The sequence below is a fragment of the Pseudomonas sp. D4-21 genome (genome assembly GCF_051132125.1).
GTDB lineage: Bacteria > Pseudomonadota > Gammaproteobacteria > Pseudomonadales > Pseudomonadaceae > Aquipseudomonas.
Window position 1 is genome coordinate 1,486,697 of sequence record NZ_CP071664.1, and the last position, 19,219, is coordinate 1,505,915.

At 61.3% G+C, this 19,219-nt stretch carries 18 protein-coding genes; 11 read left to right on the forward strand and 7 right to left on the reverse strand.

Going from position 1 to position 19,219, the window contains the following annotated elements; translation table 11 throughout:
* Positions 1-89: 89 nt before the first annotated feature.
* From J3Q04_RS06620 to flgA, 3 genes are all read right to left on the reverse strand, one after another.
* A complete protein-coding gene (locus J3Q04_RS06620) occupies positions 90-557 on the reverse strand; it encodes a flagella synthesis protein FlgN (RefSeq protein WP_420767487.1) in 468 nt (155 codons plus the stop codon).
* A gap of 48 nt (positions 558-605) precedes the next feature.
* Positions 606-920 (reverse strand): flagellar biosynthesis anti-sigma factor FlgM, encoded by a 315-nt coding sequence (gene flgM, locus J3Q04_RS06625; RefSeq protein ID WP_420767486.1) that lies wholly within the window; start codon positions 918-920, stop codon positions 606-608.
* A gap of 172 nt (positions 921-1,092) precedes the next feature.
* Positions 1,093-1,857 (reverse strand): flagellar basal body P-ring formation chaperone FlgA, encoded by a 765-nt coding sequence (gene flgA / locus J3Q04_RS06630; protein ID WP_420767485.1) that lies wholly within the window; start codon positions 1,855-1,857, stop codon positions 1,093-1,095.
* Between the two features lie 78 nt (positions 1,858-1,935).
* Between flgA and J3Q04_RS06635 the strand changes: the two genes are divergently transcribed.
* The 6 genes from J3Q04_RS06635 to flgE all read left to right on the forward strand — a co-directional run bounded on the left by J3Q04_RS06635 (position 1,936) and on the right by flgE (position 7,018).
* On the forward strand, positions 1,936-2,862 hold the full coding sequence (locus J3Q04_RS06635; protein WP_420767484.1) for a chemotaxis protein CheV: 927 nt from the start codon (positions 1,936-1,938) through the stop codon (positions 2,860-2,862).
* A gap of 54 nt (positions 2,863-2,916) precedes the next feature.
* Positions 2,917-3,744 (forward strand): protein-glutamate O-methyltransferase CheR, encoded by an 828-nt coding sequence (gene cheR, locus J3Q04_RS06640; RefSeq protein ID WP_434607332.1) that lies wholly within the window; start codon positions 2,917-2,919, stop codon positions 3,742-3,744.
* Positions 3,745-4,098: 354 nt separating this feature from the next.
* Entirely contained in the window at positions 4,099-4,506 is a 408-nt protein-coding gene (gene flgB, locus J3Q04_RS06645) for a flagellar basal body rod protein FlgB (RefSeq protein WP_420767482.1), read from the forward strand.
* A gap of 3 nt (positions 4,507-4,509) precedes the next feature.
* Complete coding sequence (gene flgC, locus J3Q04_RS06650) at positions 4,510-4,953, forward strand: flagellar basal body rod protein FlgC (RefSeq protein WP_039591882.1); 444 nt, start codon at positions 4,510-4,512, stop codon at positions 4,951-4,953.
* Between the two features lie 15 nt (positions 4,954-4,968).
* The gene (flgD, locus tag J3Q04_RS06655; RefSeq protein WP_420767481.1) at positions 4,969-5,691 is read left to right on the forward strand and encodes a flagellar hook assembly protein FlgD; all 723 of its coding nucleotides are present in this window, start codon (positions 4,969-4,971) and stop codon (positions 5,689-5,691) included.
* 28 nt (positions 5,692-5,719) lie between these two features.
* On the forward strand, positions 5,720-7,018 hold the full coding sequence (gene flgE, locus J3Q04_RS06660) for a flagellar hook protein FlgE (RefSeq protein ID WP_434607330.1): 1,299 nt from the start codon (positions 5,720-5,722) through the stop codon (positions 7,016-7,018).
* A 221-nt stretch (positions 7,019-7,239) separates the two neighbouring features.
* On the opposite strand, the gene J3Q04_RS06665 is transcribed toward flgE, so the two are convergent.
* A complete protein-coding gene (locus tag J3Q04_RS06665; RefSeq protein WP_420767479.1) occupies positions 7,240-10,131 on the reverse strand; it encodes a ribonucleoside-diphosphate reductase subunit alpha in 2,892 nt (963 codons plus the stop codon).
* An 823-nt stretch (positions 10,132-10,954) separates the two neighbouring features.
* Between J3Q04_RS06665 and J3Q04_RS06670 the strand changes: the two genes are divergently transcribed.
* The gene (locus J3Q04_RS06670) at positions 10,955-11,677 is read left to right on the forward strand and encodes a response regulator (protein ID WP_420767478.1); all 723 of its coding nucleotides are present in this window, start codon (positions 10,955-10,957) and stop codon (positions 11,675-11,677) included.
* Positions 11,674-13,284 carry an ATP-binding protein gene (locus J3Q04_RS06675; RefSeq protein WP_420767477.1) on the forward strand — a complete coding sequence of 537 codons (1,611 nt, stop codon included), beginning with the start codon at positions 11,674-11,676 and terminating at the stop codon, positions 13,282-13,284. The genes J3Q04_RS06670 and J3Q04_RS06675 overlap by 4 nt, the downstream gene beginning before the upstream one ends.
* A 47-nt stretch (positions 13,285-13,331) precedes the next feature.
* Here the strand turns inward: J3Q04_RS06675 and J3Q04_RS06680 are convergent, their stop codons facing one another.
* Together J3Q04_RS06680 and J3Q04_RS06685 are read right to left on the reverse strand one after the other, a co-directional pair.
* Entirely contained in the window at positions 13,332-14,057 is a 726-nt protein-coding gene (locus J3Q04_RS06680) for a 4'-phosphopantetheinyl transferase family protein (RefSeq protein WP_434607326.1), read from the reverse strand.
* Between the two features lie 173 nt (positions 14,058-14,230).
* Complete coding sequence (locus J3Q04_RS06685; RefSeq protein WP_434607323.1) at positions 14,231-15,019, reverse strand: dienelactone hydrolase family protein; 789 nt, start codon at positions 15,017-15,019, stop codon at positions 14,231-14,233.
* 143 nt (positions 15,020-15,162) lie between these two features.
* On the opposite strand from J3Q04_RS06685, the gene J3Q04_RS06690 reads away from it, so the two are divergent.
* The 3 genes from J3Q04_RS06690 to J3Q04_RS06700 all read left to right on the forward strand — a co-directional run bounded on the left by J3Q04_RS06690 (position 15,163) and on the right by J3Q04_RS06700 (position 17,876).
* Entirely contained in the window at positions 15,163-15,762 is a 600-nt protein-coding gene (locus J3Q04_RS06690; RefSeq protein ID WP_420767474.1) for a hypothetical protein, read from the forward strand.
* A 93-nt stretch (positions 15,763-15,855) separates the two neighbouring features.
* The gene (locus J3Q04_RS06695; protein ID WP_434560215.1) at positions 15,856-16,533 is read left to right on the forward strand and encodes a response regulator; all 678 of its coding nucleotides are present in this window, start codon (positions 15,856-15,858) and stop codon (positions 16,531-16,533) included.
* A complete protein-coding gene (locus J3Q04_RS06700) occupies positions 16,530-17,876 on the forward strand; it encodes an ATP-binding protein (RefSeq protein ID WP_434607320.1) in 1,347 nt (448 codons plus the stop codon). Before J3Q04_RS06695 ends, J3Q04_RS06700 begins: the two co-directional genes overlap by 4 nt.
* A 181-nt stretch (positions 17,877-18,057) precedes the next feature.
* Here the strand turns inward: J3Q04_RS06700 and J3Q04_RS06705 are convergent, their stop codons facing one another.
* Positions 18,058-19,056, reverse strand: coding sequence for an AraC family transcriptional regulator (locus J3Q04_RS06705; protein ID WP_420767471.1), 999 nt, complete (start codon positions 19,054-19,056; stop codon positions 18,058-18,060).
* Positions 19,057-19,219 lie beyond the last annotated feature (163 nt).

Below are 19,219 nucleotides of genomic sequence, written 5' to 3' on the forward strand. Positions count from 1 at the left end.
GGGTCAATCTCCAGGCAAAATACGACTACAAAGAGCCAGCATTTTGCCAGCATGTATCGCGCGTTGATAGTGCTCCGGCATCGTTCGCTTCATGCCTGGCTGAGCGGGCGGTGCTTGACCATTTTCGCGGTCGAGCCGCGAGCGTCATAGAGCGTCGGGATTTCGCCGCCATTGAGAATACGCAACTGATTGGCGGTGGCGGCCTGTTGCATCAGGATAGACTGGCCGTTTCGAGCATTGGCGGCCTGGCACTGGTTGAGCAGGTCGTTGAGCACGGCGCTTTGCGACAACAGCTGATCGCCGATCGACGATTGGCTGGCCAATTGCTCAAGGCCACTGTTATCGGCGGGCAGGTTGAGGCTGGCGAGGATTTCGCTGCGCTTGCGGCCATGCTGGTCGAGCAAAATGATCAATGCCTGCTTTTGCGCCAGAATATTTTCCAGCAGGGGCATGTCCCGCCCGTGCAATGCCAGGGCTTCGGTCTGCAACAGCTCCAACAATTGTTGCGCTGGAGCAAAGTCGTCGATGATCAGTTGCAATAAATGAGTGTCGTGCATGGCTGGCCTTGGGTCTTAAGCGTCCAAAAGCCTGGCGCAGGCGGGGGCCTAGCGCTGGGCTTCGAAGTTGAGCAGCTTGCTGGCTACACGGTTGCTGTCGACTTGATAGCTGCCATCGGCGATTGCTGCTTTCAACGCGGCCACGCGGGCGTTGTCGACGACAGGTTGATCGCGCAGCTTGTCAGTGACCTTCTGCAACTGTTGAGCCTCATTGCTGAGGTGTACCGATTCCCCGTTGCTGACAGTGGCGGCCTGGTCGGCTGGCTTGGATTTGTCGGTTTCGACGGTTTCCTTGCTGGCGCTGGTGCGCGCAGTGCCTGTCAGGGGCGAGGAGCTGTTTAAACGATTGAAATCGATGACCATGGTAAAAAACCTCTGGGTATTTGGACGCTTGCCATGTTTTCGGCCATCCCCAAAAAAACTTTAGGCTCATTTTTCAAATGAACGAGCGCACGTCCGCGCTTGCCTTCGTACAAGGCACAGTCTAGGGAACACCGAGGTCAAGCGCCAGCCTGTCTACCCTCCTTACAGCCTCTTACATAGCCACTTCCACCTGGCCAGGCGCTATCACCTGTGCCTTGATGACCCGTTGGGAATTGAGGTTTTTCACCCGAATCTGTTCGCGCATGCCACCGTTGGCCAGGGCCTCGCCGGGCATCCGCACGGCCAGGGTGCCGCTGCGAGCGGTGATGACCACCTGGTCGCCCTTGCGAACCACCTCGGCCTGTTCCAGATGCACCTGGGTCACCACCTGGTCGGCGACCATTGGTCGGACAAGTTTCTGCCCAATGGCCTCATCGACGGACGTCAGGAAACCCTGGCTGATCTGGCTGACGTCGCGCTCACGCAGCACCACGTCCTGCGGCTCGACGATCCCGGCCCGCTTGAGTGGGCGAGTGGTGGTGACAATTTCCCGGTACAGGCGCACTTGAGCGGGCACGAACACCGTCCAGGGCGCGGCGCTATCGCAACGAACCTTCACCGTGACGCGGCCCAGGGGCCTGGCCGGGCTCTCCAGCGAGGCAGTCAATTCCTTGTCGCACATCGGCATCCGCAGGCGCGGGTCGAGCTGGTTGACTTCAATCTCGTAGCGACCTTCGGTTTGACTGGTTGCCAGATAGTCTTCTACGGTGAACTCAAGAAAGCCCTGAGTGACGCCGATAAGGAGATCAGGCAAGGTTACCGCAGCGGCACCAAGGGCAGGACCGCCCGAAGCGAGCAGGCAGGCAGCCAGCAGTGCACCGAGCCAGTGGCGGCAGTGAGTGGTCAGGCGTCGAGAAAATGTCGTTTGTGCGTTCATGCCGGTTCAATAGCAAGCCCCGTGCCGTTTAGTGATGAATGCGCGTCGGACACATTAGCGTTAGGTAGGAGTCAGGGCATGGCGGGAGTGATGGATTCGGTAAACCAGCGCACACAGCTGGTGGGTCAGAATCGCCTGGAGCTGTTGTTGTTCCGTCTCGACGGCCGACAATTGTATGGGATCAACGTGTTCAAGGTTCGCGAGGTGCTGCAATGCCCCAAGCTGACCCTGATGCCGAAATCCAGTCCCGTCGTGTGCGGTGTGGCGAATATCCGGGGAGCGACCATCCCGATTCTCGACCTGGCGATGGCGACCGGTTCCGGCCGACTGCTGGACCAGAGCAATCCGTTTGTGATCATCACCGAGTACAACACCAAGACCCAAGGGTTCCTGGTGCGATCGGTGGAGCGCATCGTCAACATGAACTGGGAAGAGATCCATCCACCACCCAAGGGGACCGGCCGCGACCACTACCTCACGGCGGTGACCCGGGTCGATAACCAGTTGGTGGAAATCATCGACGTGGAGAAAATCCTCGCCGAAGTGGCGCCGACCCCGGAAACGATTTCCGTTGGCGTGATAGATGCCGAGACCCAGCACAAGGCGGTTTCCCTGCGGGTGCTGACCGTCGACGATTCCTCGGTGGCCCGTAAGCAGGTCACACGTTGCCTGCAAACGGTCGGCGTCGAAGTGATTGCGCTGAACGATGGGCGGCAAGCGCTGGATTACCTGCGCAACCTGGTCGACGAAGGCAAGAAGCCGGAAGAGGAGTTCCTGATGATGATCTCCGACATCGAGATGCCGGAGATGGACGGCTACACGCTGACATCGGAAATCCGCAGCGACCCGCGCATGCAAAAGCTGCACATCATCTTGCATACTTCGTTGTCTGGGGTGTTCAACCAGGCAATGGTCAAGAAGGTCGGCGCCGATGACTTCCTGGCCAAGTTCCGGCCCGATGACCTCGCTTCCCGAGTCGTCGAGCGAATCAAGTCAGCAGGCTAAAGGTCGGGCGCGTTGTGCGCCCGGCAAGTCAATACAGTGAAAAGAGGCGGTATTTTGTCTACGGGTAATTTGGATTTCGAACAGTTCCGGGTCTTCCTGGAAAAAGCCTGTGGCATCTTGCTTGGTGAAAACAAGCAGTACCTGGTGTCGAGCCGTCTCAATAAGTTGATGGAACAACAGGGCATCAAGTCATTGGGCGAGTTGGTTCAGCGTATCCAGACCCAGCCGCGCAGTGGCTTGCGCGAGATGGTCGTGGACGCCATGACCACCAACGAAACCCTGTGGTTTCGTGACACCTATCCCTTTGAGGTATTGAAGAACAAGGTATTGCCGGCGGCCATCAAGGCCAGCCCGGGCCAGCGCCTGCGGATCTGGTCGGCGGCCTGTTCGTCGGGGCAGGAACCTTATTCCTTGTCGATGTCCATTGATGAGTTCGAGCGCACCAACATTGGCCAGTTGAAAGGCGGCGTGCAGATCGTCGCCACCGACCTGTCCGGGACCATGCTCAACAACTGCAAGACCGGCGAGTACGACAGCCTGGCCATCGGCCGCGGCCTGTCGCCCGATCGCCTGCAACGTTATTTCGACGCCAAGGGACCGGGCAAATGGGTGGTCAAGGCGCCCATCAAGAGCCGCGTGGAGTTTCGCTCGTTCAACTTGCTGGACAGTTACGCCAGCCTGGGCAAGTTCGACATCGTGTTCTGCCGCAACGTGTTGATCTACTTTTCCGCTGAGGTGAAGAAGGACATCCTGACGCGCATCCACAGCACCCTGAAACCGGGTGGTTATCTGTTCCTGGGTGCATCCGAGGCGTTGAACGGCTTGCCGGACCATTACCAGATGGTCCAGTGCAGCCCGGGGATCATTTACCAGGCGAAGTGATTGGCTTGGATGGTAGAACGGGAGTCCCTAGGGGCTCCCGTTTTTTTTTGCGTGCTCATATTCAATCACCACTGTCCCCTGTGGGAGCGAGCTTGCTCGCGATAGCGGTATTGCAGACGACATCAACGTTGACTGACAGACCGCCATCGCGAGCAAGCTCGCTCCCACATTTTGATTTCCTTTGCCTGGATGAAAGCGGCAGAAAAGCGGCATCCGGCGGAAACCGATTGCCGCTTTTCTGGCATTGCCGCTTTGCCGTTGCCCGCAAAGCCCCGGTTTACGGGCTTTCGGAAAGTGGCACGGCGCTTGCTAAAGCCTTCGTACGTACATTCTGGTCACCCAAAGGTTTCCGACATGAGCATCAGCTTCGATAAAGCGCTCGGTATCCACGAACAGGCCCTGAGCTTCCGCGCCCAGCGTGCCGAAGTCCTGGCCAACAACATCGCCAACGCCGACACGCCGAACTACAAGGCCCGTGACCTGGACTTTTCCAAGGTACTCGCCGAGCAGAACGAGAAGACCAAGAACGGCCACTTCGCCTTGAACATGACCAACAGCCGTCATATCGAAGCCGAAGGCGTAGGCAGCGGCGACGAATCGTTGATGTATCGCACGCCGATGCAGCCCTCGGTCGACCAGAACACCGTGGACGCTCAACTGGAACAGTCCAACTACGCGGAAAACTCCGTGAACTTCCAGGCCAGCTTCACCCTGCTCAACAGTAAATTCAAAGGGCTGGTATCGGCCCTGCGTGGAGAGTAAGTCATGTCGATCGCGAGCGTTTTCAACATCGCCGGCAGTGCCATGAGTGCCCAGACCACTCGCCTGAACACCGTCGCCAGTAACATCGCCAACGCCGAGACCGTTTCGTCAAGCATCGACCAGACCTACCGCGCCCGTCACCCGGTGTTCGCCACCATGTTCCAGGGTGGCCAATCCGGCGGCAGCGATTCGCTGTTCCAGGACCAGGACGCGGCGGGGCAGGGCGTACAGGTGCTCGGCGTCGTTGAAGACCAGAGCAACCTCGAAGCACGTTACGAGCCAAACCATCCGGCCGCGGACGCCAAGGGTTATGTCTATTACCCGAACGTCAACGTCGTCGAAGAAATGGCCGACATGATTTCCGCCAGTCGTTCGTTCCAGACCAACGTCGAAATGATGAACACCGCCAAAACCATGATGCAGAAGGTCCTGACCCTCGGTCAGTGATAAGGGGCGATTCATATGAGCGTCACCAATACAACAGGCGGTTTGAGCCTCAACGAGATTCTGGCCAACTCCTCGGTCAAGACCAATACCAAGGCCGATGGCCTGGGTGCGGCGACCAATGCGGCGAGTGGCAACCAGGAATTGGGCAAGGATGCGTTCCTGCAACTGCTCGTGACCCAGCTGAAAAACCAGAACCCGCTGGAACCCCAGGACAACGGTGAGTTCGTGGCCCAACTGGCGCAATTCAGCAGCCTGGAAGGCATCACCACGCTCAACGAAACCGTGAGCGGCATTGCCGGCAACTACAACTCGTCACAAGCGTTGCAGGCTTCGTCCCTGGTCGGCCGCTCGGTGATCGCTCCGGGTGACAAGGCCGTGGTCGACACCTCCAAGAGCCTCAACGGCACCGTGGTGGTTCCGGCGGCGGTGTCCTCCCTCACCGTCAAGATCATGGACAAGGATGGCAAGACCGTCCGCACCATCGACCTGGGCAGCCAGAAGTCGGGCAACTCTGCCTTCATCTGGGACGGCAAGAACGACGCGGGCACGACGGTAGAGTCGGGCACGTACACCTTCGCGGCCTCGACCACCATCGATGGCAAGGCCACGTCGCTGATCACCAACCTGCCGGCCACGGTCAGCAGCGTGACGATCAGCCAGACGGGCGGTGAGCTGATGCTCAACCTGGCCGGGCTGGGCAGCATCGCCCTGTCCAAAGTACAAACTATTGGTATGTAGAGCCGACTAACCGGCAAAAGGAGTCAACATGTCTTTCAACATCGGCCTTAGCGGTCTCTATGCAGCCAACAAACAGCTGGACGTGACCGGCAACAACATCGCCAACGTGGCGACCACCGGTTTCAAATCGTCCCGCGCGGAATTCGAAGACGTCTACTCGGCCACCAAGCTGGGTTCGGGCAGCAAGACCGTCGGCAACGGCGTGCGCCTGGCCAACGTTTCCCAGCAGTTCGGCCAGGGTGACGTGAACAACACCGGCAACGTGCTGGACATGGGGATCCAGGGCCAGGGCTTCTTTGTCCTGAGCAACGACGGCTCCCTGAGCTACACCCGTGCCGGTACTTTCAAGACCGACAAGGAAGGCTACGTCACCAACAGCGATGGCACGGCTCGTTTGCAGGGCTATGGCGTGGATGCCAACGGCAAGATCCTCAACGGTATCCTGACCGACCTGCGCATCGACACCTCGAACCTGCCGCCGCAAGCCACCAGCCTGGTTTCGTCGACCATCAACCTGAACTCGACGGCGACGCCGATCACTGCCGCGTTCAACCCGGCTGACACGGCGACCTTTACCAAGCAGTTCACCACCCCGATCTACGACACCCAGGGTAACCAGCACTCGATGGACCAATACATGGTCAAGACAGGCTCCAATACCTGGAACGTCTATACCTTGATCGATGGTCGTAACCTCAATGGCAGCTTGCCGACCACGACCGGTGCGACCGCGCCTGTTCCTTCGACCATGAACTTCGATTCGAGCGGCAAGTTGACCACGGTCACCACTCCGCCAGCGACCGTCAATAGCGATCTGGTGTTGACCGGCTGGGTTCCGGGCACCGTGACCAACGGAACCTGGACCGCCAACGGCGCCGCCAGCGCACCGACCATCACGATTTCGATGGGCAACACCACTCAGTTCAACGCCGACACCGCTCGTTCGATTCCTGCCCAGAACGGCTACGCCACCGGCCAGATCACCAACCTGACCATCGATGGCAGCGGTGTGATGCTCGCCAACTTCAGCAACAACCAGACCAAGCCGATCGGCCAGATCGCCCTTGCCAGCTTCACCAACGAGCAAGGCCTGCAGCCAGTAGGCGGCACCAGCTGGAAGGAAACGTTCGCCTCGGGTATCCCGGGCTACGATGCTCCACAGACCGGCACCCTGGGGTCGATCGTCTCCAACTCCCTGGAGGAGTCCAACGTCAACCTGACCAACGAACTGGTCGAGCTGATCAAGGCGCAGAGCAACTACCAGGCGAACGCCAAGACCATCTCTACCCAGAGCACCATCATGCAGACCATCATTCAGATGGCTTGATGCCGAAGGTCGCTTGAAAGCTGCACAAGGAGCCCCTCGAAAGAGGGGCTTTTTCATGAGCTTCAGTTTTGTATTGTTTGGGCCTGCCTCTTCGCGAGCAGGCTCGCGAAGAGGCAGGCCCAGGCGCCTACTTTTCGCCAGGCAAAAGAAAACCCCCGATAAACCAGCGGTCTATCGGGGGCTTCTTTCAGCGGGCGCCTTTACGCGCCCACCCGCTCAGCTTATTGGCAAGCTTCGCAATCCGGCTCATCGATCGCGCAGGCTTTTGGCACTGGCGCAGGTCCTGCTGGAGCAGCCAGGACTGAGTCATCACCGTGGTTGCCGCCAGCGGAAACCGCGTTCAGCTTGCCGGTGTTGATGGTCGACTTCTCGGTGCTGGTGGCGGCCAAGGCACGGAGGTAGTAAGTCGTTTTCAGGCCACGGTACCAAGCCATGCGGTAGGTCACGTCCAGCTTCTTGCCCGAGGCGCCGGCGATGTACAGGTTCAGCGACTGAGCCTGGTCGATCCACTTCTGGCGACGGCTGGCGGCGTCTACGATCCACTTGGTGTCCACTTCGAACGCGGTCGCATAGAGCGCTTTGAGCTCTTGCGGGATGCGCTCGATCTGCTGCACCGAACCGTCGTAGTACTTCAAGTCGTTGATCATGACCGAGTCCCACAGGCCGCGGGCCTTGAGGTCGCGAACCAGGTACGGGTTGATCACGGTGAATTCGCCCGACAGGTTCGATTTCACGTACAGGTTCTGGTAGGTCGGTTCGATCGACTGCGACACGCCAGTGATGTTGGCGATGGTGGCGGTCGGTGCGATGGCCATGATGTTGGAGTTACGGATGCCTTTCTGCACACGGGCGCGAACCGGTGCCCAGTCCAGGGTTTCCTTCAGATCCACGTCGATGTACTTCTCGCCGCGCTGGGCGATCAGGATCTGTTGCGAGTCCAGCGGCAGGATGCCCTGGGACCACAGCGAACCCTGGAACGTCTCGTACGAACCGCGCTCGTCGGCCAGGTCGCAGGAAGCCTGGATCGCGTAGTAGCTGACCGCTTCCATGGACTTGTCGGCGAACTCGACCGCAGCGTCCGAACCGTACGGGATGTGCTGCAGGTACAGCGCGTCCTGGAAGCCCATGATGCCCAGGCCGACCGGACGGTGCTTGAAGTTGGAGTTCTTCGCTTGCGGCACCGAGTAGTAGTTGATGTCGATCACGTTGTCGAGCATGCGCACGGCGGTGTTCACGGTGCGTTGCAGCTTGGCGGTGTCCAGCTTGCCGTCGACGATGTGGTTCGGCAGGTTGATCGAGCCCAGGTTGCAGACCGCAATCTCGTCCTTGTTGGTGTTCAAGGTGATCTCGGTGCACAGGTTCGAGCTGTGGACCACGCCCACGTGCTGCTGCGGGCTGCGCAGGTTGCACGGGTCCTTGAAGGTCAGCCATGGGTGGCCGGTCTCGAACAGCATCGACAGCATCTTGCGCCACAGGTCTTTGGCCTGGACGACTTTGAACAGCTTGATCTTGTTGTACTCGGTCAGGGCTTCGTAGTACTCGTAGCGCTCTTCGAAGGCCTTGCCGGTCAGGTCATGCAGGTCCGGCACTTCGGACGGCGAGAACAGGGTCCACTTGCCGTCATCGAAGACGCGCTTCATGAACAGGTCAGGGATCCAGTTGGCGGTGTTCATGTCGTGGGTACGACGACGATCATCACCGGTGTTCTTGCGCAGCTCGATGAACTCTTCGATGTCCATGTGCCAGGTTTCCAGGTAGGCACAGACCGCGCCCTTGCGCTTGCCGCCCTGGTTGACCGCAACGGCGGTGTCGTTGACCACTTTGAGGAACGGCACGACGCCCTGGGATTTGCCGTTGGTGCCCTTGATGTACGAGCCCAATGCGCGGACCGGGGTCCAGTCGTTGCCCAGGCCACCGGCGAATTTGGACAGCATGGCGTTGTCGTGGATTGCGCCGTAGATGCCCGACAGGTCGTCCGGCACGGTGGTCAGGTAGCAGCTCGACAGCTGTGGACGCAGGGTGCCGGCGTTGAACAGGGTCGGGGTCGAGGCCATGTAGTCGAAGGACGACAACAGGTTGTAGAACTCGATCGCACGGTCTTCACGCTGCTTCTCTTCGATCGCCAGGCCCATGGCCACACGCATGAAGAAGACCTGCGGCAGTTCGAAGCGCACGCCATCCTTGTGGATGAAGTAACGGTCGTAAAGGGTTTGCAGGCCCAGGTAGGTGAATTGCTGGTCACGCTCGTGGTTGATCGCCTTGCCGAGTTTTTCCAGGTCGAATTCGGCCAGGACAGGGTTCAGCAACTCGTACTCGATACCCTTGGCGACATAGGCCGGCAGGGCCTTGGCGTACAGGTCGGCCATTTCGTGGTGGGTCGCGCTCTCGGCGACTTCCAGGAAGCTCAGGCCTTCGGCGCGCAGGGTGTCCATCAGCAGGCGCGCGGTCACGAACGAGTAGTTCGGCTCGCGTTCCACCAGGGTCCGCGCGGTCATCACCAGGGCGGTGTTGACGTCCTTGAGGGCGACGCCGTCATAGAGGTTCTTCAGGGTTTCGCGCTGGATCAGGTCGCCATCGACTTCTTCCAGACCTTCGCAGGCCTCGGTGACGATGGTGTTCAGGCGGCCCATGTCCAGCGGCGCGAGGCTGCCGTCGGCGCGTGCGATGCGGATCGAAGGGTGAGCCTGGACCGGCGCGTCGGCCGGCGCGCGGGTGGCGCGCTCCTTGGCGCGGGAGTCACGGTAGATCACGTAGTCGCGAGCCACTTTCTGCTCGCCGGCACGCATCAGGGCCAGTTCGACCTGGTCCTGGATTTCTTCGATGTGGATGGTGCCGCCCGAAGGCATGCGACGCTTGAAGGTCGCGGTGACCTGTTCGGTCAGGCGGGCGACGGTGTCGTGGATTCGCGACGAGGCGGCAGCGGTGCCGCCCTCAACTGCGAGGAACGCTTTGGTGATGGCGACGGTGATCTTGTCATCGGTGTAGGGAACGACAGTGCCGTTACGCTTGATCACGCGCAGTTGGCCCGGCGCGGTGGCGGACAGATCCGGGCTCGAATCGGCGGCCAGCGGCGCGGTGCCCTGCGGGTTCTCGCGAGTTGTGTCGGTGTGCATGGGTGTCTCCACGTTCTCTATGTTTATTTGGGCACCATCACGGTGCCCACCGTTCCGTCCTGAAGCACTACAACCGACTGGCGCCGGGTATAACAACTTCGGGACAGTAGGGCGCGGGCCTGCGGCGTCGCGTCCATCCGAAGTTCTTGGATCGCGAGCCTGGGCTCGGAACCTGGTTTATCAAGGTGGCAGCAAAGGACTGCAACACCCGTACCGTTCCGGTCGTTTTCGACCTTGGAAACGGTTGCCATCCGCAGGGGCGGTCTGGACTTGTGAAACAGCGGTGTTGCAGAAGGACAGAGGCGAGAAAAGCGCTTGAATTCTCTATCCGACTTGTGTTTGGTTTTTGGCCGAAAACCCTACATGTAGGGTTTTTTACGCGGCGGGCTACAAGATAATGCGTTTTCGGACATGAATCAACGTGCTGCCTGTGGATAAGCCTGTGCGTAATTTGTGTGCGAAACTAGGAACTCCTCTGTAGGCCGCGACCTAGCTGGAGCGAGCCTTTTTTCAACGATTCTGACGACTCGAAAACCGGCCGGAGTTTTTTGCGGGCGCGGACGTTACCACACAAATCCAACCCGACCGAACGCATTTGTCCGCTTGTTTTCTGCGCAAGCCGCGTTTATACAATCGGCCGGTGCATGGGCGTGTTTATCCTCCTTTAACATGACAAACGATGGAGGGGCGGTGGGCATTGTGGGAGCGAGCTTGCTCGCGATAGCGTCGGACCGGTAACGGTGATGCTGGCTGACCCACCGCCATCGCGAGCAAACTCGCTCCCACAGAGTTCCATGTGCCCCACAACAATAAGAGGCCCCCAGTGGAACAAGAAGCCTGGCAGATATTGATTGTCGAGGATGACCAGCGTCTGGCCGAGCTGACCCGCGAATACCTGGAAAGCAATGGCCTTCGCGTCGCCATCGAGGGCAACGGCGCGGTCGCGGCGCAGCGGATCATCGACGAGCAGCCGGACCTGGTGATCCTCGACCTGATGCTGCCCGGCGAAGATGGCCTGAGCATCTGCCGCAAAGTGCGCGAGCACTACGACGGCCCGATCCTCATGCTGACGGCGCGTACCGACGACACCGACCAGATCCAGGGCCTGGACCTTGGGGCTGATGACTACGTCTGCAAGCCGGTGCGGCCACGCCTGTTGCTGGCGCGCATCCAAGCCCTGTTGCGGCGCAGCGAGCCGGAGCCGTCCGTGCCGCAGAAACCGCGCCGCCTGGAGTTCGGGCCGCTGGTGGTCGACGACGCCTTGCGCGAAGCCTGGTTGCAGGACAAGGGGATCGAGCTGACCAGCGCCGAATTCGACCTGCTGTGGCTGCTGGTGTCCAATGCCGGACGCATCCTGTCTCGCGAGGAAATCTTCACTGCCCTGCGCGGGATCGGCTACGACGGCCAGGACCGCTCCATCGACGTGCGCATCTCGCGCATCCGCCCCAAGATCGGTGACGACCCCGACCATCCACGGTTGATCAAGACCATTCGCAGCAAAGGCTACCTGTTCGTTCCCGAAGCTTGCGTAGACGCCGCTCCGTGAACTCGATCTTCCTGCGCATCTATGGCGGCATGTGCGCGGCCTTGGTGTTGGTCGCGGTACTGGGCGTACTGGCGCTGCATCAGCTCAACCAGACGCGTGCCGAGCAGTACCGCGAGCGCCTGGCCCATGGCACGTTTTCCTTGATGGCCGATAATCTGCGGCCGATGAACGGCACGGAGCGCCGTCGTGCCCTGGCGGTGTGGGCGCGCCTGCTGGGCATCCCGCTGGAACTGCAGGCGCTCAGCCAGGCCGACCTCGACCTGGGCCAGCGCACCCGCGTGCTGCGCGGGCAGGTCCTGGTGGAACAGACCGGCCCCCACGCGGCGAAGGTCTATCGGCTGGTCAGCGACGGCGAGCAGTTGACATTGGTAGGGGAGGTTCGCCAGATCAGTGAGCAATTGGCCCGGGCGACAATCTATTTACTGGCCGACGAACTGGTGCGTTACCCGGTGGCCGAGCAGCCCGAGCGGCTTGCACAACTCAAACAGGAAAAGGGCTTCGGTTTCGATCTGCGCCTGATGACCGTCGACCAGGCGGACATGGACGAAGACCAGCGTCGTCGGGTGTCCGAGGGCGATACGGTGATGGCCCTGGGCAAGGGCGGCGACTCGATCCGGGTATTCGCCGGGATGGTTGGCACGCCGTGGGTCCTGGAAATCGGCCCCTTGTACCAGATGAATCCGTACCCGCCCGAATGGCTGGTGCTGATCGCGGCGCTGGGCTTGAGCCTGATCGGTTTGATCGTCTACCTGCTGGTACGCCAGTTGGAGCGACGGCTGCGCGGCCTGGAATCGGCCGCCACCCAGATTGCCCAGGGCAGCCTGGAGACCCGCGTGCCGGCCCGGGGCGCCGATTCGGTGGGGCGTCTGGCCGCTGCGTTCAACGCCATGGCCGAGCACTTGCAGCAGTTGTTGGCGATCCAGCGGGAGCTGGTGCGCGCGGTGTCCCACGAATTGCGCACACCGGTGGCGCGCCTGCGTTTCGGCCTGGAAATGCTCGGCAGCGCCAGCACGCCCGAGGCCCGGGACAAATACCTGGCGGGCATGGACCACGACATCGAAGACCTGGATCGGTTGGTGGATGAAATGCTGACGTATGCGCGCCTGGAGCAGGGGTCGCCGGCGTTGAACTTCCAGCGGGTGGATCTGGATGCGCTGGTCAATCAGGTCATAGAAGAACTGGGACCTTTACGCGCCGGGATCACGGTGGAGCGTGGCCTGTGCCTGTCGGCCGCCGATTGCGACGACGCCTGGGTCGAGGCTGAGCCGCGTTTCCTGCATCGCGCCCTGCAGAATCTGGTGGGCAACGCCATGCGCCATGCCCGATCACGGGTGACAGTGAGTTACCAGGTGGGCCAGTTGCGCTGCCGGGTCGACGTCGAGGATGACGGGCCGGGGGTGCCGGAGGCCGCGTGGGAACGGGTATTCAAGCCGTTCCTGCGCCTGGACGACAGCCGGGCCCGCGCCTCGGGTGGCCATGGATTGGGGCTGTCGATCGTGCGCCGGATCATTCATTGGCATGACGGCCGGGCCTTGATCAACAAGAGCAAAAGCCTGGGCGGGGCGTGTTTCAGCTTGAGTTGGCCGAGGCATCAGGATCGGTCCTGAAAGGTGCGGCGCCTATGCCGCCCCTTCGAGAGCAGGCACTGGAGGTCTCAGGCCTCGATCCCCACCAGGCTCAACAACTGCCCATCCCTCACCCCGAACTGCCCTTGCAACTCACTGCCATGGCGCCACTCGGGCGAAAGATCGGTCAGTAGTCGCAGCCGCACCTGCCCATCATGGGACCACTCCAGCACCTCGGCATGTTCGAAATAGAAACGTTGCCCAACGACCGGGTACAGCGCCTTGAACAGGCTTTCCTTGACCGAGAAGGTCAGCGTAACCAGCAGCGCACGATCATCGCGCGAGACGGTCGCCATGCGCAGCAGTTCCGCAGGCGTGAGGATTTCGCCCGCCAGGCGCTCGGCGCGTTCGGGGTCGAGCAGGTTTTCCAGGTCCATGCCCAGCCCTTGCCAACGCTGCTTCTTCGCGACAATGGCGGCCGCCCGGCCGGTACTGTGGGTGATCGAACCGCTGACATGGGCGGGCCACACCGGTGCGCGGTCTTCGCCGATGGCGGGAATACAGGCGATTCCATCAAGCCGATGCAAGGCCGCCCGGGCGCAGACTCGCCCGGCGAGGAACTCCGCCTGGCGCTTGGCCACCGAGCGCTGGATGCTCGCTGGCGGCTCGATAGCGCTGTTGGGGAAATCGGCGGCGACGAGCAGCAGCGGATCGAAACGCGTACTGAGCAGCACCGTATCGGCCAGGGCATCGGGCAGCAGCCACTGTTCATCCAGAGGCGAGCAGCAGGCGGGTAGGGCGGGGAGTGGGTTCATGCCCGGCATTTTGCCGGGTTGGCTTGAGGCTGGGTAGTGGGGGAGGCTGGGAGCCGGATGCTTTTGTGGCGAGGGAGCTTGCTCCCGCTGGGCTGCGAAGCGGCCCCAAGATTGTAGGCGACCGCTACGCAGTCGAGCGGGAGCAAGCTCCCTCGCCACAAGAACGGTATGTGTCAGAAAATCTTCTTGAAGAACTTCTGCATGTCCGCCCATGACTTCTCATCGGCTTCCTTGTTGTAGCCGATGTCCGGCCCGCCATGCTCGCCATGGCTCAGGCGGTCGGCGTCGGGGTTGCTGAAGCCGTGCTTGGCGCCGTCGAGGCTGACGAACTTATAGTCGGCGCCGGCCTTGTCCATCTCGCTCTTGAACGCGGTCACGTTGTCTTCGGTGACCATGCTGTCCAGCGCGCCGTGCTCCACCAGGATCTTGGCTTTGACACTGCCTGGGGTGGCCGGGGTTTTGGTGACGAGGGCGCCATGGAAACTCACCACGCCAGCCAATGGGACGCCCTGGCGAGCGGCGTCCAGCACCACCTTGCCACCGAAGCAATAGCCGATGGCGGCAAGTTTGTCCGGATCGGTCTGCGGTTGTTTCTTCAGGAGGTCGAGCCCGGCCTGAAAGCGCGCGCTAGCCGCCTTGCCGTCCTTGAGCGCGGCCTGCATGAAGGCCAGGGCGTCCTTGGGGTGCTCGGTATTCTTGCCGTCACCGTACATGTCGATCGCCAGGGCGCTGTAGCCCAGGCTGGCAAGGTCGCGGGCGCGGCGCTTGGCGTAATCATTCAGTCCCCACCATTCATGCACCACCACCACGCCCGGGCGCGGGCCCTTGACCGCGTCGTCGTAGGCGTAATAGCCGATCAGCTTCGTGCCGTCGGCACTGGTGTAGGGAATCTCCTGGGTCTGGATGGCGGCGTGGCTGGCGCTGCTCAAGGCCAGAAGTACAACGGCAAGCAATCTGCGCATGATCGATCTCCTTAAAAAAGTGGGTGCACACAGACTAGCCGATTCATTCAGCCCAGGTTCAGAGAACGTTCAAGGAGGGTTCAGGGAGCAATGGCTATCGTGGCGGCGACTTCACACAACCCTTGCTTCAAAAGGAACTGATCATGACTCATATGAAAAAACTGCTGCTTGCATTCACTGTATTGGGTGCCACTGCCATGGCCCATGCCGATGACAATTTCGCCAGCCTGACCCTCGGCCAGACCAGTGACAAGGTCAAGAAATCCAATGCGCTGGACCGGAACCTGGGCAATCCGAACGCCGATGGCGTCATTGGCAAGGACACCACCTACGGCCTGCGCCTGGGCCGGCAGAACGATCAAGGCCGCTACTACGCTACCTATGACAACGTGTCGGGGAGCCACAACGGCATCAAGTTGCGCCAGGAAAACCTGCTGGGTAGCTACGATGTGTTTTATCCAGTGACCAGCAGCACCAAATTGTTCGGCGGTGGCACGGCGGGGCTGACCAAGTTGACCCAGGACTCCCCGGGCTTCAGCCGCGACACCGACATCGGCTACGCCGTTGGCTTGCAGGGCGGCGTCCTGCAACAAATTTCGCGAAACACCTCGGTGGAACTGGGGTACCGTTACCTGCGCAGCAATGCCAGCACTGAGATGAGCCCGCACGGGGGCGCGAAGGTCGGCTCCCTGGACCTGACCAGCAGCGCCCAGACTTACCTGTCCGCGAACTACACGTTCTAGGCGGCAGGCAATGGAGACGTGCAGCCGGGTCGGCCCAAGACGACCCGGCGCCTTGTTCGATACCTGCTGTCTTGAATCGCCTGGGAGAGGCCCATGAAACTATTGGTTGTCGAAGACGAAGCGCTGTTGCGTCATCACCTGCAAACCCGTCTCACCGACAGCGGCCATGTGGTGCAGGCCGTGGCCAATGCCGAAGAGGCCTTGTATCAGGTCCGCGAGTTCAATCATGACCTGGCGGTGATCGACCTGGGCCTGCCGGGTATCAGCGGCCTGGAACTGATTCGCCGCCTGCGTTCCCAGGACAAGTCCTTCCCGATCCTGATCCTGACCGCCCGCGGCAACTGGCAGGACAAGGTCGAAGGCCTCGCCGCCGGGGCCGACGACTATGTGGTCAAGCCGTTCCAGTTCGAAGAGCTGGAGGCCCGGCTCAACGCCCTGCTGCGCCGCTCCAGCGGTTTCACCCAGTCGACCATCGTCGCCGGGCCATTGCTGCTCGACCTCAACCGCAAGCAGGCGTCCCTCGATGAAGAACCGCTGGCGCTGACGGCCTACGAATACCGCATCCTCGAATACCTGATGCGCCATCACCAGCAGGTCGTCGCCAAGGACCGCTTGATGGAGCAGTTGTACCCGGATGACGACGAGCGCGATCCCAATGTCATCGAAGTGTTGGTCGGCCGCTTGCGCCGCAAACTGGAAGCCCCGGCCGGCTTCAAACCGATCGACACCGTGCGGGGCCTGGGTTACCTGTTCAACGAGCGCTGCCAGTGATTCGTTCCCTGCGGCTGCGCTTGATGCTGGCCGCCATGACCCTGGCGGTGTTGTTCATGCTGGCGTTGCTGCCGGCGATGCAAGGCGCGTTCAGCCTGGCGTTGCAGGAATCCATCGAGCAACGCCTGGCGTCGGATGTGACCACGCTGATTTCCGCCGCCCGGGTGGAAAACAATCGACTGAAGATGCCGGCGCAATTGCCCGACGAACGCTACAACCTCGCCGATGCCCGGCTGTTGGGCTACATCTATGATCGCGACGGACGCCTGGTCTGGCGTTCGAAGGCGACCCAGGAAGAGCGCATCAATTACGTGCCGCGCTACGACGGGCAGGGCAACCAGTTCGCGCGGATCCGCGAGGATAACGGCCAGGAGTTCTTCGTCTATGACGTCGAGGTCAAGTTGTTGGGCGGCCAGAGCGCGGCGTTCAGCATCGTTACCCTGCAGCCGGTGCGCGATTATGAGGTCACCTTGCAAGGACTGCGGGACAATCTTTACCTGGGATTTGGCGCTGCCCTGGCGGTATTGCTGGCGCTGTTGTGGATCGGCCTGACCTGGGGGTTGCGCGCCTTGCGGCGCCTGAGCCAGGAGCTGGATGAAATCGAAGCAGGCACCCGCGAAAGCCTCAGCTCCGCTCACCCCCGCGAACTGTTGCGCCTGACCGGCTCCCTCAACCGCCTGTTGCACAGCGAGCGCGAGCAGCGCAGCCGTTATCGGGACTCCCTCGATGACCTGGCTCACAGCCTGAAGACCCCGCTGGCGGTGTTGCAAGGTGTCAGCGAAGACATGGCCCGGCGCCCCCAGGACCGCGGACAGGCGTGGGTGCTGCAAACCCAGATCGAACGCATGAGCCAGCAGATCGGCTATCAGTTGCAGCGCGCCAGCCTGCGTAAAAGCGGTCTGGTGCGGCACCAGGTGCCCTTGCGTCCAGTGCTGCAAAGCCTGTGCGACACCCTCGACAAGGTCTATTGCGACAAGCGCGTTCGGGTCGATTTCGATCTGCCTGAGCAGGGCCAGGTGCCGATCGAACAGGGCGCCCTCCTGGAGATGCTCGGCAACCTTTTGGAGAACGCTTATCGGCTATGCCTGGGGGAGGTTCGGGTCAGCATGCACCAGACCCTCGGCGGTACGGAGTTGAGCGTCGAGGACGACGGCCCGGGTGTGCCACCGGACCAGCGTGCGCGGATTCTCCAACGGGGCGAGCGATTGGATCGCCAGCATCCGGGGCAGGGAATCGGGTTGGCGGTGGTCAAGGACATCATCGAAAGCTACGGCGCGCGATTGACCCTGGGGGATTCGGAGTTGGGCGGCGCGGCGTTTCGGATTCTTTTTCCGGTGGTTTGAGTGGCGTTTCAGTGTGTCGCGGGCCCCTGTGGCGAGGGGATTTATCCCCGCTGGGCTACGCAGTAGCCCCAAATGGGTGGCGGTGGTGTGTCAGACAGAATGCAGGGGGCCGCTTCGCAGCCCAGCGGGGATAAATCCCCTCGCCACAGGGCAGCACACCACAGAAGTGGGATATCCCCCATCAGTTTTCCAACTCCCGATAAGCCCCCGGCGTCACCCCGGTCCACTTCTTGAACGCCCGATGAAACGCCGACGGCTCGGAGAATCCCAACTGTTCGGCAATCTGCTGCAACGACAGATCCGCCCGGCCCAAATGGTAGATGGCGATATCCCGCCGCAACTGATCCTTGAGCTCCTGAAAGCTGGTGCCTTCTTCGCGAAGGTGCCGGCGCAGCGTCTGGGCGCTGATGTGCAGGTGTGCGGCGACGGTGTCCAGGTCGGGCCAGCGCGCCGTGTCGCGGCTGAGGAGGCGGCGCAGTTGGCTGGTCAGGCTGTGGCCGTCGTCTGGGCGCGACAGCAGGTCGGCGGGGGAGCGTTCGAGAAAATGCTTGAGGGTTCGCTCGTCCTGCAGCAAGGGCATTTCCAGGTAGCGACCATGGAATAACAAGCTGCTGCGTCGGGCCTCGAAGACCAGCGGGCAAGGGAACAGCAGGTCGTATTCTGCGCCGTGGCTGGGCTTGGCGTAGCTGAAGGTGGCCTGTTCCAGGCCGATCCGTTGGCCGATCAGCCAACTGCCGAGGCGATGCCAGATGACCAGCAGGCTTTCCGCCAGGAAGTGATCAGGGTCGCGTAGCGTCGACTCGTCCAGGGTCAACCGTACCCGGTCGCCTTCGCTCTCCAGGATCAGGCTCGGCGCATCGGGAAACAGGCTGTAGAACAACAGGCCGCGTTGCAGGGCTTTGCCCAGGGTCCGACAGTGGATCAACGTGTGACACATCATGGCAAACGTCCCCGGTTTACTCGGGGCGCTGCCGAATCCCAGGTATTCGTCCCCCAACGCCACCCACAGCGCCTGCAACAGGCGGGCGAACTGCTCGGGCGCGATGCGTGCCCGCGGCTCGTCGAGCAACTCCGGGCTGATGCCCAGCTGTTGCAGCAGCGACGAATAGTCAAAGCCTTGCCGGCGCGCGCCACCCAGGGCTGCGCGGGCGAAATGGCTGGCAATTGTGCGTTGGCGCATGAGGCATAGATCCGTCCGTTAGGCGAGCGATGGTAGCAGGGCGTCTGCGCTGGACAAGGCGGATATCCGCCAAATCCAGGAGTGAGAAATGGAGTCTTGGCGGGAATCCGCCATCCTTCGCCACCTGTTTAATCGACGATGAATAAACAAAAACGTTATGGGA